Here is a 16,011-nt window from a genome sequence, read left to right on the forward strand (position 1 = left end):
GCATTTGGCCTTGCAGCCCTCTTGGCGGTAACACCCGCTCCCCATGGTTCCGCCCAATACCCACGGCCTGCCCCGAACCTGGGGGTGCGGTTTTACCCGCGAAGAGGCCAGCACAGGTAACACATCTCCAATACTGGCAATCCGATAAGCGTCCATTGCACCCACCCCCTCCCCTCTGCAACAATCGCGAATAATTATCGTTAGTTAATGCATACGTTCCAGGGGGACGCTGCTTGTCTTCTGCACAGAGCCCACACGCCGATCTGGTCGGTGCGCTGTACCGCGACCATCGCGGCTGGCTGCTCGCCTGGCTGCAACGCAGCATGGCCTGCCGCCAACGTGCCGAAGACCTGAGCCAGGACACCTTCGTGCGCCTGCTCGGCCGTGAGCAGCTGGACACGCCCCGCGAACCCCGCGCCTTTCTCGCCGCCGTGGCCAAGGGGCTGTTGTTCGACCACTTCCGTCGCGCCGCGCTGGAACAGGCCTACCTGGCCGAGCTGGCACTGATCCCGGAAGCCGAACACCCCTCGCCGGAAGTGCAGCACCTGATCCTCGAAGACCTCAAAGCCATCGACCGCCTGCTGGGCAAGCTGTCGAGCAAGGCCCGCGCGGCCTTCCTGCACAACCGCCTGGACGGCATGGGCCATGCCGAAATCGCCGAGCGCCTGGGCGTTTCAGTGTCGCGGGTGCGCCAGTACATCGCCCAAGGTATGCGCCAGTGCTACGTGGCCTTGTATGGGGAGCCAACGTGAGCAACGCACCGGTTTCGTCCCGGGTACTGGAAGCCGCAATCGCCTGGAAACTCAGCCTCGGCGACGCCAGCGGCACGCCTGATGAGCGCAATGAATTCATGCGCTGGCATGCCGCCAGCGAAGAACACGCGCGTGCCTGGCGCCAGCTCGGCGCGATGGACCAGCGCGTCAACGCGGCGGCCGGCCCGGCACGCCAGGCCCTGCTGCAATCACGCGTCAGCCTGCGCCGGCGCATCGGCAAGGTCGGCAGCGGGCTGGCCGGCATGTTCCTGCTGGGTTCGCTGCTGGCCTGGGTTGGCGCACCGTCGCTGGCGCCCAGCTACTGGTTGGCCGACCAGCGCACCGCCACCGGCGAGCTGCGAACCCTGCGCCTGGAAGACGGCACACTGCTAAGCCTGAACACCCACACCGCCGTGGATATCGACTACCAAGGCGAGCAGCGGGTAATCGTGCTGCACCAGGGCGAGATCTCGGTCGAAACCGGCCACCAGGACCCTCGCCCACTGCTGGTGCGCACCGACGATGGCCGCCTGCGCCCCTTGGGTACGCGCTTCCTGGTTCGCCGTGAAAGCAGCGGCACACGCCTGGAAGTGCTGCAGGCGTCGGTCGCCGCCATGCCGCTTAACAGCGGCGACGAACAGGTGCTGCGCGAAGGCCAGCAGGTGCTGATGAACGCCAACGGCCTCGGCCAGGTCGGCACAGTAGCGGCCGGTGCCGACGCCTGGACCCGCGGCATGCTGGTGGTGGACAACGTGCCCCTGGGCGACCTGCTGGCCGCGCTTGGCCAGTACCGCAGCGGTTACCTCGGCGTAGACGAGAAGGTCGCCGACCTGCGCGTGACCGGCAGCTTCCCGCTGACCGACACCGACCTGGCACTGGCATCGCTGGTGCCGGCATTGCCGGTGAAGATCGAGCGGCATACCCAGTGGTGGGTCAACGTCGTTCCCAAGTAACCGGCAAGGCTTACGCGGGCACTGTGGGAGCGGCCTTGTGTCGCGAAAGGGCCGCATAGCGGCCCCAGCAATCTCTGCAGCACTGCTGAAACCCTGGGGCTGCTAGGCAGCCCATCGCGACACAAGGCCGCTCCCACAGTTGCCCGACAAATCATGCCTCAGCTTAGATCTCAAATAATTCTCAACATTTTTCAGATTCGTCCTGTCACTTTTCAAATCTCGCTCGGCAAGGAAGCAGCAAGCACTTACCCGTCGAGGAACCGCCGCATGTCCCGTGCCGTTGATCGTATCCTGCGCCCCAGCCTGATGGCCCTGGCCATCGCCGTGGCCGCGCCGTTGGCCAGCCCTGCCCTGTCCGCCGCCGAGCAGTCTGCTCCGCGCGCCTACAACCTGCCGAGTGCACCACTGGCCACCACCCTCAACCAGATCGCCAGCCAGGCCGGCATCGCCCTGGCCATCGACCCGGCGCTGGTCAGTGGCCGCACCTCGGCCCCGGTCAGTGGCCAATACGACGGTCTCGGCGCCCTGCAAGCCGCCCTGCGCGGCACGGGCCTGCAGCTGCAACAGAGCAGCGCGGGCAGCTACAGCCTGGTGGCGGTCCCGGACGGGACCTTGGCACTTCCGGAGACCACGGTGAACGCCAGCAGCGCCAGCGAAAGCGCCTGGGGCCCCGTCGAAGGTTACCTGGCCAAGCGTACCGCCGCCGGCACCAAGACCGACACCGCGCTGGTTGAAGTACCGCGCTCCATCTCCGTTGCCACCCGGGAGCAGATGAAAGACCGCGGCGTGCACAGCCTGGATGATGCCGTGCGCTACATGCCGGGCATCGTCTCCGCCAGTTTCGGCAGCGACACCCGTTATGACTGGATGCGCGTACGCGGTTTCGAGCCAACCCAGTTCCTCGATGGCCTGCCGCTGCCACGCGGTGTGTACGCCAACCCGAAAGCCGAAACCTGGAACCTCGACCGCCTTGCCTTGCTACGCGGCCCGGCCTCCTCGCTGTATGGCCAGACCCCACCCGGCGGCCTGCTGGACATGGTCAGCCGCCGCCCGCAAGCCGAAAGCGCCAACGAAATCGAACTGCAGTACGGTAGCGATAACCACCGCCAGATCAACTTCGCCAGCACCGGCAAGATCGACGACCAGGGCCAGTTCCTGTACAGCGTCAGTGGCGTGATCCGCGATGGCGGCACCCAGATCGACCATATCGACGACAAACGCTACAACATCGCCCCGAGCCTGACCTGGAACATCGACGAGGACACTACGCTGACCTTGCTGACCCAGTTCACCCGTGACGATACCGGCGCCACCAGCCAGTTCCGGCCCATCCAGGGCACCAAGATCGACATGCCGTTTGGCAAGATCTCGCACCACAAGAACCTGGGTGATCCGGACTACGAGTTCTACGACCGCACCTACTACGCGCTGGGCTACGCCTTCGAGCACCGCATCAACGACGTGTGGCAGTTCCATCAGAACCTGCGCTACACCAAGACGGACCTGGCATTCCAGACCATCACGCCCGGTAGCTACAACGAGGACAACCCTCCGGTGAAAGATGACGGCACAGTCAGCCGCATGTCGACCAACACCGACGAAGACATCAGCCAGTTCGCCGTGGACAACAACTTCCAGGCCGACTTCGCCACCGGGGACATTACCCACACGCTGCTGCTCGGCCTGGACCACCAGCGCATCAACACCAACTACCTGTCGATCTTCGGCTTCAACGTGCCAGACAGTAACGTCAACAACCCGGTCTACGGAGTACCGATCACCCGCCCGGACCGATCCACGGCGTTCTACGACTACAACCAGAAATCCCGCCAGACCGGCCTGTATGTCCAGGACCAGATGGCGCTCGGCAACTGGCGGCTAACACTGGGTGGTCGTGAGGACTGGGTACATACCGGCACCAAGTACTTCAACCAGGGTGATGCCACCAATACCCAGCGCGACAAGAATTTCAGCGGCAACGCGGCAATCAGCTACGTATTCGATTCGGGCTTTGTGCCATACCTGTCGTATGCCGAGTCTTTCCAACCGGCCAGCAATGCCAGCGCTTCTGCGACCGAGTCGCTCAAGCCTACCGAAGGCAAGCAGTGGGAGCTGGGTATCAAATACCAGCCACCGGGCTCCAACACCCTGCTGTCGGCAGCCGTGTATGACCTGACTCAGAAAAACGTCTCGGTTACAAACAACGTAGGTGGCGTAACCGTAACCAGCCAGACCGGCGAAGTGAAAGTCCAGGGCCTGGAGCTTGAAGCGGTTTCCGACGTTACCGAAAACCTGAAGGTGATTGCCGCTTACACCCTGGCCAAATCTGAAGTGCAGGACGGCTTGTACAAAGGCAACCGCCTGCAACTGATGCCGAACCAGCAGGCCTCGGTATGGAGTGACTACACTTGGCACTCTGGCGTGCTCGACGGCTTCGGCATTGGCCTGGGCGCACGTTACACCGGCAATACCTATGGCGACCAAGGCAACACCTACCTGGGCAAGGCCAAGGCCTACACGGTGTTCGATGCATCGGTGCATTACGACCTGGGCCGCCTGAACAGCAGCCTCAAGGGCGCGTCGGTGGCGGTCAACGCCACCAACCTGTTGAACAAGGACTACCTCTCTACTTGTGACTCGTTCTACTGCTATTACGGCGACGAGCGCAGCGTCGTGGCCAGCGCCACCTACAAGTTCTGAGTGAGCTGGGGGCCGCTTTGCGGCCCCCTCGATTCAACAGGCAAAAATCGGTACCGTGATGAAAAGCCCAACCATCCGCCGCTGGTCAGTGGTCCACACCTGGAGCAGCCTGGTCTGCACCCTGTTCCTGCTGTTGCTGGCAGTCACCGGCCTGCCGCTGATCTTCCACCACGAACTCGAACACCTGCTCGGCGATGCCCCCGAACTGCGTGAACTGCCGGCCAGCACCCCGCACCTCGACCTCCAACAACTGGTGCTGAAAGCCGAACAGCACCGCCCCGGCGAAGTCATGCAGTACTTTGGCTACGACGAAGACGAACCCAATGGCGTTGTGGCCATCACCGCCGCCACCGCCGGCACCGACCCCAACCTGTCGCACACCTTCATGCTCGACGCTCGCACAGGCGAAGCAGTGGCCATGCCGGCCGCCAACGGCGGCTTCATGATGCTGATGCTGCGCCTGCACGTGGACATGTTCGCCGGCCTGCCCGGTAAACTGCTACTGGCCTTCATGGGCGTACTGTTCATCGTCGCGATCATCTCCGGCACCGTGCTCTATGCGCCGTTCATGCGCCGCCTGGACTTCGGCAGCGTGCGCCACGACAAATCCCGCCGCCTGCGCTGGCTCGACCTGCACAACCTGATCGGCGTGGTTACCCTGGCCTGGGCTCTCACGGTAGGCTTAACCGGCGTGATCAGCGCCCTGTCCGACCTGGTCATTGCGGCCTGGCGAAACGACAGCCTGGCCGCCATGGTCGCACCCTATCGCGATGCCCCGCCGCTCACCGAACGCGCACCCGCCACACGCCTGCTGGCCATCGCCGAACAGGCCGCCCCCGGCATGCGCCCGGACTTCATCGCATTCCCCGGCACGCGTTTTTCCAGCGAGCACCACTATGCAGTGTTCATGAACGGCGCCACGCACCTCAGCTCGCACCTGTTCACACCAGTGCTGATCGACGCCCGCACCCTGGAGGTCACGGCGGTTGGCGAGCGCCCCTGGTACATGGACGCCATGGGCCTGTCGCAACCGCTGCACTTCGGCGATTACGGCGGGCGGCCGATGCAGATCCTCTGGGCCGTGCTCGACGTACTCACCATTGTCGTACTGTGGAGCGGCCTGTACCTGTGGTGGGGCAAACAGCGCAAACCCAAGGCGGTGCGGGCATGAGCCACAAGTCGCAATCGACCCGGCAGGTTTTCGCCTGGCCGGCACTGATCGCGTTGCTGGTCGCGCTCGGCCTGTTCGCGGCGCTGCTCGGTGACGGCTGGTGGGACGCGCTGTCATGGCTCGGCCTGGGCATCCCGGCCTGGCTCAGTGTGCGTGGCATGACCCGCCGCTGAGGTAGTCGGATAACGCATAGCCCAGGCCGTCAGGCTGCAGCATGGTCCGTTTTCATAGCTGGATACGGACCATGACCACACCACAACGCTTTCGAGCGCTGGATGAACGCCTGACCGCACTGCTGCCGGTGGCTGGCAGTGTAGAGAAAGGCCTGGACGAGTGCCTGGGGCAGCTGTTCCCGGGCCTCGGCATTACCGCACGCACGCTCTATTTCGACACCTACGACCTACTGACGCTGACAGGTTTCCACCTGTTCGACGGCGGCACCTTCAAGCTGCCAACCGGCAGTCGCCCGCAGCATGCCAACTACCAGGCACTGAGCCTGCCCATTGGCTTTGCTTCTCGCATCGACAGTTTCTGCCGTTCTCTGCGCCAGGACCTGCACGCCAGCCTCGCGGCGGATTGGCAAGCGCGCGACGCCATGGGTTTGAGCCGCGTCGTACGCCTGGCCTCTCTGCGCGCTGACCAGTTCGAAGCAGAAATACGGCTGCGCAGTACTGACCAAACGCTCTCCAGCGAGCATGTCCAATTGCTCAGAACCTGCATTGAACTGCCCCTGCCCTGGCAGCGCAGGCACCTGCCGCTGCAATCGCGCCCTCAGCTGTATCGGCCCTTGCTGACCGCTACCGAACCCAACTGGCGCAGCCATTTGCCGGGTTTTATGGTGCTCACCGAACACGGCGCGGAAGGCCAGATGCTCGATCAGCATGCCCAGGTCGGCCGTGTTCTGCTTTGCAGCGTGGCGCATGGTGTGGAAGCCTTCGCCAACCTTGCCGCGCTGCACACAGAGCTGTGTGAGCGCCTGGAAGACCCGCAACAAAGTGAGCACCTGCTGGCGCTGGTGACCAATCCGCAGCAACAGCAACGGGCCCGCCAGGCCGAGCAACTGCGCTATGACTGGTATGCCGAGGAGCTGGTGCAGTTTCAGGCGTTCGCCATTCGGGACGCACACCTGTCACGCCTTACCCATGCCTGGCAGCAGGCTTGGAAACGCGGCCTGCAACGCAACGTGGAGCAGCTCGACAAGGCACTGAGCGACGCGCTGGACATACACAAACTAGTCGGCAGCGTGGGCCCGCTGGCCACCCGCTTCGGCCTGCTGCTGGAGAAACATCTGCCCAACTGGTTGCGCTCTACGCCTCAGCAGGGCGTCACACATATCATGCAGGCGCTGCAGGAGCAGGTGGCAGCCATCCAGGCGGCCGCTGCACCCGGCATTCTTACACTTGAGCAGTTCAACCAGCGGCATTCGTTGCTGAATTGGGTACGCGAAAGGCTGCAAGATTATTTGCAACGTGACCCAGGCCTGGATATCGACCCCCGCGACATATTCGTCAGCGTAACCCTAGCGCGCCAGAAAGGGCCGCTGGTCAATCCCCTGCCCGTTGCTGGTACCACTGGCTACATTGCGGTTGCGAGCAGGCCGATCGTGGGTGACACCATTGAATTCGTGCAGCATAGCTACAGGCTCGATGAGCTGGCCTTGCTGAACATTGCCTGGTTCGACGTGGATTACTGGCTGACGGCAAAGGTGCATCTGCACGGCGGAGATGCCCTACCTGCGCTGACACCAGTGAGGGTCAGGCAAATCGTGCGGCGCATCAATGCCGGTACAGGCTACAAGGCCTATCTGCGCACTCAGTTGCTCGATTCTCCCGAAGGCCACTGGCGGCAATGGGCACATGGGCAATTGAACCGCGCCCGCATGAACGCAGGCGCCGTCAAGGGCCGTTACGCCAGGCATTTCATGGCAGACACCTTCGAACAGGGTTACCGCTGGGCCAGCACGGTGATCGCTGCCCCTGACAGCAGGTCACGCCCACACGTCGATGATCAACCCGTACGCGTTCAGCAATTGCTGATTCAGGAGCAGACCTTGCAGGGCGTCATGCTGCTGGTATCCCCGGAAAACTCCAGACGCATTGTCGTTTACAGCCCGGATGCACCAGACCGTCGTTATTGGCGCGAATACGCCAATGCACGTGAATTGATCCGTGCGATACGCAGCGATGACCGCCTTCGTCACTATGTGCTGCAGCGCCTGCCTCTGGCCAATACTGCGAAAACAGAAAAACTTCTGCTCAAAGGCCGGCTGGGTACACATGTACGCCAGCAAACCATCACCGGGGACATTTACCAAGCCATCTATCGGGCAGAAGTGCAAAGCCTGATAGCACAGGCTGATTTGGCTACGCGCAGCAACGAAGAGATGCTTGGTACTATCTCCGTCAACGTATTGCGCCTGTTACTGGACGTCGTCACGCTGGTACTACCGCAACGCCAGCTCATTGCATTGGCATTCGGGCGCATGGGCATTTCAATCTGGGACGGTTTCGAAGCGTTCGACGAGGATGACCACGAAGGCGCGCTGCATCACGCCATTGCTGCGCTAAGCCACGCTACCGAAGGCCTCAACACACTGGCAGGCTCGGGTTTGATGCGCCGCGTTTTTCGCGGCTTGCCGCAGCCACCTGCAGTGCCACTGCCGCCGCATTTCCAGGCAAAACCAGCTGAAGCGAAACTGCGTTATCGAATCGATACCGTCCATGGCGAAGCGGTGTACGAACAGGCCTCTGCCAGCACAGGCTTGTCCTTGTACTACATCAAGGACATGCACGACCGCTACTTCAACGTAAGCTTCGATGGGACACGTTGGCGCGCCACCGACCCGAACCAGCCACTGGCCTACCTGAAGTTGCCTATCAAGCGCCGCCTGAGTGGCAGTTGGGTGGTCGACTCGCCCGTGCTCTGGTACGACGGGCTTCCAGACCTGGCGAAGCTTTTGGCTGACTGCAGGCCGGCAACAGTTTTTTGGGGGGCCGAGGTGGCAGGCGAGCCGGGCCTGTACCATGACAGTGGTGTGTTGTACCTGCAGTTACAAGACAAGCAGGTCGCTGTGCGCCGTCACCCACTGGCCGGGCACTATCACCTGGCCATACCCAAGCACCTGCAGGCCAATGTCCCGATCTGGGCCGTACTGCACCGGCAGGATGACCAGTGGCGCATTCGCGTTCGCCAGCCAGGGCGCAGCAGCGACTGGCTGGCACTGCCCACGGGTTACTCGGCCAGCTTGGGTAGCAGCCGGTCCAGCCGCTGATGCAGAGCACTGCCGCTCGGCCAGTTGCGCAGCAGCCGCGCCCGGTCACGGGCGTAGGCTGGGGCAAAGCTGAGCTGGGTGGCATGCTGGCACATGGCATCAAGGTCGATCAGCGACCATTGGCCCTTGTCCCAGAACAGGTTGTGGCCCTTGAAATCGCCATGGCTGATGCGCTCGCGAATCAGCTGCTGCATGACATGCACCAAGGCATCGACCTGTTCTTCAGGTGCATCACCATTTTCCACGTAGGGCGCAAAGCACGCAGTCAGGTCCGGGCCATCGACATACTCGGTGACCAGGTAGGCGCGGCTGCGCAGGCCCATCACCCGCTGCTCCAGTACCGCCAGCGGGCGCGGCGTGGCGATGCCGAGGAACTCCAGGCGGTGCCCTTCGATCCACGAATGCCAGGCCCGGCTCGGGCGCCAGAAGCGCTTGAACCAGTGCGCGGTGTTCTTGATGTTGTAGCGCTTGAGCACCAACTGGCGACCATTTACCTCGATGCGCGCCACACTGGCGGCGCCACCGGTCTTGTACAGGTGGCCCTTGTCGATAAGCGTGTCAGCCTGCTCCAGTACCGACAACATGGCGTCCACTTCACTGCGGCGGATCGCCCGCAAGCCGGACAGGCTGCGCTCGACACTGAACAGGCTGCATTCGCGGCCGGCCTTTTCCAGGTAGTCCTTCTGCCGCCAGCTGCGCACCTTGTCCACCTGCTTCTGCAAGGCTTCCAGTGGCAGCGCGTGCTCGGCATTGGCCAGCAGGTAGTGCACCAGCAGCTCTTCGATGAACGGTTCCAGGCGCTTGGGCAACTGGGCGAAGAACACCCCAAGGTTCTCCAGCACACGCGGGCGCGACAACTGCTGGCCAGGCGTTTCGGCCTTGATGCCAGCGCCGTCGATCAGGTACAGCTTGCCACCATGGCGTAGCAGGTTGTCCAGATGCAGGTCTTCCTGCCACAGGCCCTGGGCATGCATGTGCGCAACGGCAGTCAGCGCTTCGCCCAGCACCAGGTGCTGCTCGTCGGCCAGCACTGGCAGGTTTTCCACGGTGGCCCAAGCGTCAGCCAGGCTTTCGGCGCCGTCGAGGAACTCGAACAGCAACCAGCCGCCCTCGCCTTCCTTGAGGCCGTCGGCAAGCAGTTTTGGCGTGGTCAAACCCTGCTCGGCCAGCAGCTTCACGCCCTGCAGTTCACGCTGGAAATGCCGCGCCGCGTTACTACCGACCAGCAGCTTGGCCAGCACCGGGGTACCACGCCACACGCCAGCCCCCACATAACGCTGGCCCGGCAGCACACGCAGCAGGCTGAGCAGTTGCAAGTCGGCGCTGCCAGCGGCATCGGCCAGGGTGATGCTCAGTGGCAACGACGGGCTGCGCCCGACATCCTTCAATTCAGACAAGCGCATCAGCGGGCCTCTTTTTCACGACGGCGTTGCGTCAGGCGTTGCAGCCAGGTATCGACCAGCGTGCCATCAGCCGGCTGCGCCAGGTAGGTGGCCAGCAGTGTGCGTACGTCGGCCTCGCTCCAGGCCCGCGCGCGGCGCAGCAGCGGCTCCAGGTCCTTGAGGCGGTCACGCATGCCGAACAGCAATGGCCGGGTCTTTTCCAGGTCGATCAATTGCGCATCCCAGCCTTCACGGCGTTGGCGCAGGAAGATGTGCTTGGGGTAGAAGCAACCGTGCACCTGGCCGGCGCTGTGCAAGGTGTGCGCCAGCTGGCCGCAGGCCTGCAGGATGCCCGTGCGCTCGGCATCGCCCAGCTTTGGCCACTGGGCCAGCAGGCTTTCGAGGTCGGCCCATTCGTCCAGGGCGCGGGTCATCAGGATGGCGCGGTGCTTGCCGCCCTGCTTGCGCTCACCGTAGAACACCGCCTGCAAGGCCGGAATGTGCAACTTCTGGTAACGGCTGATGTTGCGGAATTCGCGGGCGAAGGTGGGTTCGCCAAACGGCCGATGCAGGGTACGGGTGAGGTAGTCGCTCTGGCGCTTGAGGTAATAGCCCTTGCCCTCGAGCTCCAGGCGGAACACGCTGCTCCAGCCACCACGGCCAGTGTTGGGTTCGTCCACGGCATCGAGCTGCAGCGCCCATAGCGCCTCGAAATCGTCCAGGCCATGGCGTTTGAGCAGCGCGAGGTCCGCGCTGGCCAGGTAATCGGTCATTCCCTTCCCTCGAAAAAGCCCAGCACCTGGCGAATGCGCTTCTTGTCACGCACATTCAGCCGGTCGCGGCCACGGTATTGCAGGTAGAAACGCAGGCGCTGGGTGGCCGACAGGTGGTATTTGGCCACTTTGTCCAGGCACGCCAGGTCCTTGATCATCCGGTGGCGCCACATGAAGCCGCGCCAAAAGTCGCCGGTTGGGCAGTCGATGAAGAACAGCGTGCCCTGGTCGTCGACCAGCAGGTTGCGCCATTTCAGGTCGTTATGGGCAAAGCGGTGCTGGTGCATGACCCGAGTGTATTGCGCCAATTGGCTGCTCACGTGGTTGACCCAGGCGCGGTCGGCCAGGCGTGCATCGTTGCGCTCGGCCAGCACCGACAGGTCTTCGGTGCGCGGCAGTTCGCGGGTGATCATCGCGCCACGGCCAAAGGCCAGGCCATTGCGCTCCAGCCCCCAGGCCACCACTTCGGCAGTGGGGATGCCCCACTTGGCGAACTGCTTGAGGTTCTGCCACTCAGCCTTGATGCGCGGCCGGCCCAGGTAGCGGCGCATGTGCTTGCCAGCACCGGTGTAGCGTTTGACGTAGTAATTGATCCCATCACGCTTGATGCGCACTACTTCGCTGAGCGGGTCGTGGGTCAGGCGCTCACCCTGGAGGGCAAATACTGCGTCGAGGCTGCCGAAGTCCGCCGCCAGGTGTTCATAGCCCGGCGCCAGTGTCCAACCAGCCATCAGAGTGCATCCCCATAGCGTTGCTTGCGCTCGTAGAGCTTTTGCGCCTTGCGCTCCAGCCAGGCAAGCAGCGCGGCCTCATCCTTCAGCACCTGCCGCAGCGGGCGCTGGAAGTAACCACGCAGGAAGCGCAGCTTGTCGCGTTGGGTCAGGCCGATGTCCAGCGCCGAGAAGTACAGCGCGGCCAGGTCCTTGTCGCGCCAGCGGCGGCTGATTTTCGCCCGGGTTTGCGCGCGGTGCAGGTCGATCACCGACAGCTTGAAGTCTTCTGGCGTCACCGGGCGGTCGGTGTGCAGCAGGAAGTGGCAGATGTAGCAGTCACGGTGGTTGACCCCGGCGCGGTGCATGCCACCGGTCATCTTCGCCACTTCGGCGATCAGCGCACGCTTCAGGCGCGGCTCGGGCGGCTGTTTGACCCAGTCGATGCTGAAGTCTTCCAGGCTGATGGTCGGCGCCAGTTCCTCGGTGATGATGAACGAGTGCTGCGTGGCCGGGTTGCTGCCGCGCTCGCCGTAGGCGACTGCAGTCATGGTCGGCACGCCCACTTCATGCAGGCGCTGGATGGCCTGCCATTCCTGGCCGGCGCCGAGCACCGGCAGCTTGGCGGTGAACAGGTTCTTGAAGATTTCGCCCCAGCCGATGCCGCGGTGGATCTTGACGAAAAAGCCCTCACCAGCCACCTCAGTGCGCAGCGTGCGGCGCCCTTCCAGCTCGCGGTAGACCTCGCCTTGCAGCGCCTCTACGGCGTCGAAGGCATCACGCCCGGCCCACAGGCGTTTGAAGGGTTCGGCCAGTATCAGCTTCATGCGGTTTTCTGCCCCAGGATCACGTCGGCAGCATGCTGCGGCATGCTGTACAGATCAGCGGTTTCAGCAAATGCCAGGCCGTTGCGCGACCAGCTGGCGCGGGCCTGCGGGTCTTCGAGCATGCGCTGCAGGTAGCCGTTGAGCTGGTCCTGCTCGAACGGCTCGTCCAGCACCAGGCCACTGTCGGCCTCGGCGATGTAGTGGGCGTAGCCGCACACCTTCGACACCAGCACCGGCAAGCCGGCCACCAGCGCTTCGAGCAGCACCGTACCGGTGTTTTCGTTGTACGCCGGGTGAATCAGCAAGTCGGCGCCCAGCAGGAAGCGCGGGATGTCGCTGCGGCCCTTGAGGAACTGCACCTGCTCGCCCAGGCCCAGGGTGGCGCTTTGCAGCTGGAACACCTTGGGGTCGTCCTGGCCAATCACCATCAGCCTGGTGCGCTTGCGCAGGGCCGAAGGCAGCGCGGCCAAGGCCTTGAGGCTGCGGTCCACACCCTTGGTCTTGAAGCCCGAGCCAATCTGCACCAGCAGCAGGTCGTCATCGCGCAGGTTGAATTCCTTGCGGAACTCGGCGCGGATCTCGGCGGCGTTGGCCGGCGCGCGGCGGTCCTGGGAAATACCCGGCGGAAGCAGGTGGAAGCGCTCTTCCGGGGTGCCGTAGTGCTTGATGAACAGCGGCTGCTGCACTTCGGAAATCATCAGCACTTCGGTATGCGCGTCCTTGGCGAACACCGCACGCTCGTACTCGGCAAAGTGCCGGTAGCGGCCCCAGCGGCGGTACAGGCCGCCACGCAGGGTTTGCGCCTTGTCTTCGAAGCAGCCGTCGGCGGCGTAGTACACGTCCAGCCCCGGCATCTTGTTGAAGCCGATCAGCCGGTCAACCGGGCGCTTGGCCAGGTCGGCGGCCATCCAGGCGCTGAGCTTCTCGTTGCGGCGGTGGTTGAAAATCGCCTTCACCGGTGCCACCAGCACTTCAAAGCCCGGCGGAATGTCACCCTCCCAGATCAGCGTGTAGACACGGATCTGGTGGCCCCGCTTCTGGCATTCCAGGGCAATGCGCATGAAATCGCGCTGCAGCCCGCCGAAGGGGAAATATTTGTAAAGCACAAAAGCCAGTTGCATCAACGGACATCCTCAGCCAGCAGCAGCGCGCTCAAGCGGCTCGCCACATGCTCGGGATTCAGGCGAGTGAAGCACAACGGCCACTCGCGTTTCAGATCGAACCGGCGCAGGTCGTCGGCGCTCGGTTTGTAGGTGCACTTCTTCTGCAGGCAGGGAGCGCAAGGCCAGTCACTGGCCTGGTGAATCTGGGTCCGTCCGTAGGCACCGGTAAGGCCCGGGTTGGTCGGGCCGAACAGCGAAATGGTGGGCACATCGAGTGCCGCAGCCAAGTGGCCAAGGCCGGTATCGACCGCCACGCAGGCTTTTGCCGCCGCCAGCACGCGCGCGACGCCGACCAGGTTCAATTTGGGGAGCACCTGGCAGTTGTTCAAGCCCTGGGCAATGCGCTCGGCCCGTTCCTTCTCGGCCGGGTTGCCCCAGGGCAGGCGCACTTCCAGCTTGCGCCGGCCCATGCGTTCGGCCAGTTCGCGCCAGTAGGCTTCAGGCCAGTGCTTGGTCGCCCATGTGGTGCCATGCAGGAACACCACGTACGGGGCGGCCGGCGGCAGCTGCAGGCGCTCAAGGTCCAGGCCGTAGTTGCCGATGCCTTCTGGCAGGTCGTAGGCAAGGGCCATGGCGAACAGCTGGCGTACCCGCTCCACTGCGTGCTGGCCGGTAGCAACCGACAGGCGCCGGTCATAGAAACGGCTGGCCAAGCCTTCGCGGGCCGAGTAGCGGTCCAGGCCGGCTACCGGGGCTTTCACCAAGCGGGTCAGCCAGGCCGACTTGACCAGGCCCTGGGCATCGATCACCAGGTCGTACTTGTGCTCGCGCACACGCTTCTTGAATGCCTTCCACTCGCCACTCTTGATGGTCTGCCAGAGGTTCTTGCGCCAGCGGCGGATGGCCACCGGGATAACCTGATCGACCGCCGGGTGCCAGCTGGGGATTTCGGCAAAGCCTTCTTCCACCACCCAGTCGAAACGGATGCCCGGGATGGCATGGGCGGCATCGGTGAGCGCCGGCAGGGTGTGGATAACGTCACCCAGCGACGAGGTCTTGATGATCAGTACCCGCACTTAGTCGACCTCTACCACGGCATCGATCAGGTCCGGCCCGCTCAGGCTGTGCAGGGCGGCGATGACTTTGCCCGGTTCCAGCAGGCGCAGGCAGTTGTAGTGGCCGAAGCGGCAAGTGCGGTCGAAGCACGGGCTGCACTCGATGCCGGTGCGCACCACTTCTACCTGCTCGGCAAGCGGCGGGGTGAAGCCGGGCGAGGTCGAGCCATACACCGCCACCAACGGGCGGTTCAGCGCGGCAGCCACGTGCATCAGCCCGGAGTCGTTGGACACCACGGCATGGGCGCAGGACATCAGGTCGATGGCCTCGGCCAGCGAAGTCTCCCCGGCCAGGTTGGACGATTCCTCACGGAACCCCGGGATCAGCCGGTCGCGAATCTGCTCACCAACCGGGTGGTCGTTCTTCGAACCGAACAGCCACACCTGCCAGCCCTGGCGGATCATTGCATCGGCCACGGCGGCATAGTGCTCGGCCGGCCAGCGCTTGGCCTCGCCGAACTCGGCACCAGGGCACAGCGCCAGCACCGGGCGGTCCAGCTCCAGGCCAAACTTGGCCAGGGCGGCCTTGCGGCTTGGCGCTTCGATCTGCAGGCTAGGGCGCGGGTACGGCTGTGGCAACTCGGCACCGGGCGCGTAGGCCAGGGCCATGAAGCGCTCGATCATCAGCGGGTAGCGGGCCTTGTCCAGCTTGCGCACATCGTTTAGCAGGCCGAAGCGCATTTCGCCGCGCCAGCCGGTGCGCTTGGGGATACCGGCGAAGAACGGCACCAACGCCGACTTCAGCGAGTTGGGCAGCAGGATGGCCTGGTCGTACTGGCCGGCCAGGGACTTGCCGATGCGTCGCCGCGTGGCCAGCTCCAGCGCGCCGTGGCCGAGCGGGAAGCTCAACGCCTGGCGCACCTCGGGCATGCGCTCGAGGATCGGCCGGCTCCACTCGGGGGCCAGCACGTCGATCACGCAGTCGGGGTGCTGCTGTTTCAGGCACTGGAACAGGGTCTGCGCCATTACCATGTCGCCGACCCAGCTGGGGCCAATGATCAGTATTCTCATGCTTAGTCCAGAAACGCTCGGGGAGGCTACAGGCTACGTACAGCCTGGCCTCCCCTCTTTATATTCAGGCTATGTGGCGGACAGTGTACCACTCAGGCAAATCCATGGCTGATCGCAGCCCTTGTGGGAGCGGGGTCACCCCCCAAGAAGACGACGCGGTGCATGGCACCGGCGTCGCCGGTGGTCGCGGGGGAACCCGCTCCCACAGGGCCCGAGCAAACTCCTCAAGCAAGTTCTCTTCCT

At 63.8% G+C, this 16,011-nt stretch carries 13 protein-coding genes; 6 read left to right on the plus strand and 7 right to left on the minus strand.

Translation table 11 applies throughout. The features are described from left to right. Positions 1 to 233: 233 nt before the first annotated feature. The 6 genes from ABE456_RS26010 to ABE456_RS26035 all read left to right on the plus strand — a co-directional run bounded on the left by ABE456_RS26010 (position 234) and on the right by ABE456_RS26035 (position 8,847). Positions 234 to 752, plus strand: coding sequence for an RNA polymerase sigma factor (locus tag ABE456_RS26010; protein ID WP_346646482.1), 519 nt, complete (start codon positions 234 to 236; stop codon positions 750 to 752). Beyond that, positions 749 to 1,705, plus strand: coding sequence for a FecR family protein (locus ABE456_RS26015; RefSeq protein ID WP_346646483.1), 957 nt, complete (start codon positions 749 to 751; stop codon positions 1,703 to 1,705). Before ABE456_RS26010 ends, ABE456_RS26015 begins: the two co-directional genes overlap by 4 nt. A gap of 267 nt (positions 1,706 to 1,972) precedes the next feature. After that, on the plus strand, positions 1,973 to 4,405 hold the full coding sequence (locus tag ABE456_RS26020) for a TonB-dependent siderophore receptor (protein WP_346646484.1): 2,433 nt from the start codon (positions 1,973 to 1,975) through the stop codon (positions 4,403 to 4,405). Between the two features lie 58 nt (positions 4,406 to 4,463). Then, positions 4,464 to 5,576 carry a PepSY-associated TM helix domain-containing protein gene (locus tag ABE456_RS26025; RefSeq protein ID WP_346646485.1) on the plus strand — a complete coding sequence of 371 codons (1,113 nt, stop codon included), beginning with the start codon at positions 4,464 to 4,466 and terminating at the stop codon, positions 5,574 to 5,576. Beyond that, positions 5,573 to 5,749 carry a hypothetical protein gene (locus ABE456_RS26030; protein WP_346646486.1) on the plus strand — a complete coding sequence of 59 codons (177 nt, stop codon included), beginning with the start codon at positions 5,573 to 5,575 and terminating at the stop codon, positions 5,747 to 5,749. The genes ABE456_RS26025 and ABE456_RS26030 overlap by 4 nt, the downstream gene beginning before the upstream one ends. A gap of 71 nt (positions 5,750 to 5,820) precedes the next feature. Then, a complete protein-coding gene (locus tag ABE456_RS26035) occupies positions 5,821 to 8,847 on the plus strand; it encodes a DUF6543 domain-containing protein (protein WP_346646487.1) in 3,027 nt (1,008 codons plus the stop codon). On the opposite strand, the gene ABE456_RS26040 is transcribed toward ABE456_RS26035, so the two are convergent. The 7 genes from ABE456_RS26040 to waaF are packed head-to-tail and all read right to left on the minus strand — an operon-like array spanning position 8,808 to position 15,768. Next, positions 8,808 to 10,250, minus strand: coding sequence for a lipopolysaccharide kinase InaA family protein (locus ABE456_RS26040; protein ID WP_346646488.1), 1,443 nt, complete (start codon positions 10,248 to 10,250; stop codon positions 8,808 to 8,810). The two genes, ABE456_RS26035 and ABE456_RS26040, sit on opposite strands and share 40 nt — an antisense overlap. Then, positions 10,250 to 11,002 (minus strand): lipopolysaccharide kinase InaA family protein, encoded by a 753-nt coding sequence (locus tag ABE456_RS26045; protein WP_346646489.1) that lies wholly within the window; start codon positions 11,000 to 11,002, stop codon positions 10,250 to 10,252. Before ABE456_RS26045 ends, ABE456_RS26040 begins: the two co-directional genes overlap by 1 nt. Then, entirely contained in the window at positions 10,999 to 11,733 is a 735-nt protein-coding gene (locus ABE456_RS26050) for a lipopolysaccharide kinase InaA family protein (protein ID WP_346646490.1), read from the minus strand. The genes ABE456_RS26045 and ABE456_RS26050 overlap by 4 nt, the downstream gene beginning before the upstream one ends. Then, on the minus strand, positions 11,733 to 12,539 hold the full coding sequence (gene rfaP, locus ABE456_RS26055) for a lipopolysaccharide core heptose(I) kinase RfaP (RefSeq protein WP_346646491.1): 807 nt from the start codon (positions 12,537 to 12,539) through the stop codon (positions 11,733 to 11,735). Before rfaP ends, ABE456_RS26050 begins: the two co-directional genes overlap by 1 nt. Continuing rightward, positions 12,536 to 13,660, minus strand: coding sequence for a glycosyltransferase family 4 protein (locus ABE456_RS26060; RefSeq protein ID WP_346646492.1), 1,125 nt, complete (start codon positions 13,658 to 13,660; stop codon positions 12,536 to 12,538). Before ABE456_RS26060 ends, rfaP begins: the two co-directional genes overlap by 4 nt. Continuing rightward, complete coding sequence (gene waaC, locus ABE456_RS26065; RefSeq protein ID WP_346646493.1) at positions 13,660 to 14,718, minus strand: lipopolysaccharide heptosyltransferase I; 1,059 nt, start codon at positions 14,716 to 14,718, stop codon at positions 13,660 to 13,662. The genes ABE456_RS26060 and waaC overlap by 1 nt, the downstream gene beginning before the upstream one ends. Beyond that, positions 14,719 to 15,768, minus strand: coding sequence for a lipopolysaccharide heptosyltransferase II (gene waaF, locus ABE456_RS26070; RefSeq protein WP_346646494.1), 1,050 nt, complete (start codon positions 15,766 to 15,768; stop codon positions 14,719 to 14,721). Positions 15,769 to 16,011: the final 243 nt, after the last annotated feature.

Origin of the sequence: Pseudomonas sp. TWI929 (assembly GCF_039673335.1) — a bacterium.
Classification (GTDB): Bacteria; Pseudomonadota; Gammaproteobacteria; order Pseudomonadales; family Pseudomonadaceae; genus Aquipseudomonas.

Excerpts from the sequence above, each read along its gene's own strand:
- ABE456_RS26040 (WP_346646488.1), bottom strand. The coding sequence starts at position 10,250 with ATGCGCTTGTCTGAATTGAAGGATGTCGGGCGCAGCCCGTCGTTGCCA.
- ABE456_RS26045 (WP_346646489.1), bottom strand. The coding sequence starts at position 11,002 with ATGACCGATTACCTGGCCAGCGCGGACCTCGCGCTGCTCAAACGCCAT.
- ABE456_RS26035 (WP_346646487.1), top strand. The coding sequence starts at position 5,821 with ATGACCACACCACAACGCTTTCGAGCGCTGGATGAACGCCTGACCGCA.
- ABE456_RS26020 (WP_346646484.1), top strand. The coding sequence starts at position 1,973 with ATGTCCCGTGCCGTTGATCGTATCCTGCGCCCCAGCCTGATGGCCCTG.
- ABE456_RS26025 (WP_346646485.1), top strand. The coding sequence starts at position 4,464 with ATGAAAAGCCCAACCATCCGCCGCTGGTCAGTGGTCCACACCTGGAGC.
- ABE456_RS26060 (WP_346646492.1), bottom strand. The coding sequence starts at position 13,660 with ATGCAACTGGCTTTTGTGCTTTACAAATATTTCCCCTTCGGCGGGCTG.
- rfaP (WP_346646491.1), bottom strand. The coding sequence starts at position 12,539 with ATGAAGCTGATACTGGCCGAACCCTTCAAACGCCTGTGGGCCGGGCGT.
- ABE456_RS26050 (WP_346646490.1), bottom strand. The coding sequence starts at position 11,733 with ATGGCTGGTTGGACACTGGCGCCGGGCTATGAACACCTGGCGGCGGAC.
- ABE456_RS26030 (WP_346646486.1), top strand. The coding sequence starts at position 5,573 with ATGAGCCACAAGTCGCAATCGACCCGGCAGGTTTTCGCCTGGCCGGCA.
- waaF (WP_346646494.1), bottom strand. The coding sequence starts at position 15,768 with ATGAGAATACTGATCATTGGCCCCAGCTGGGTCGGCGACATGGTAATG.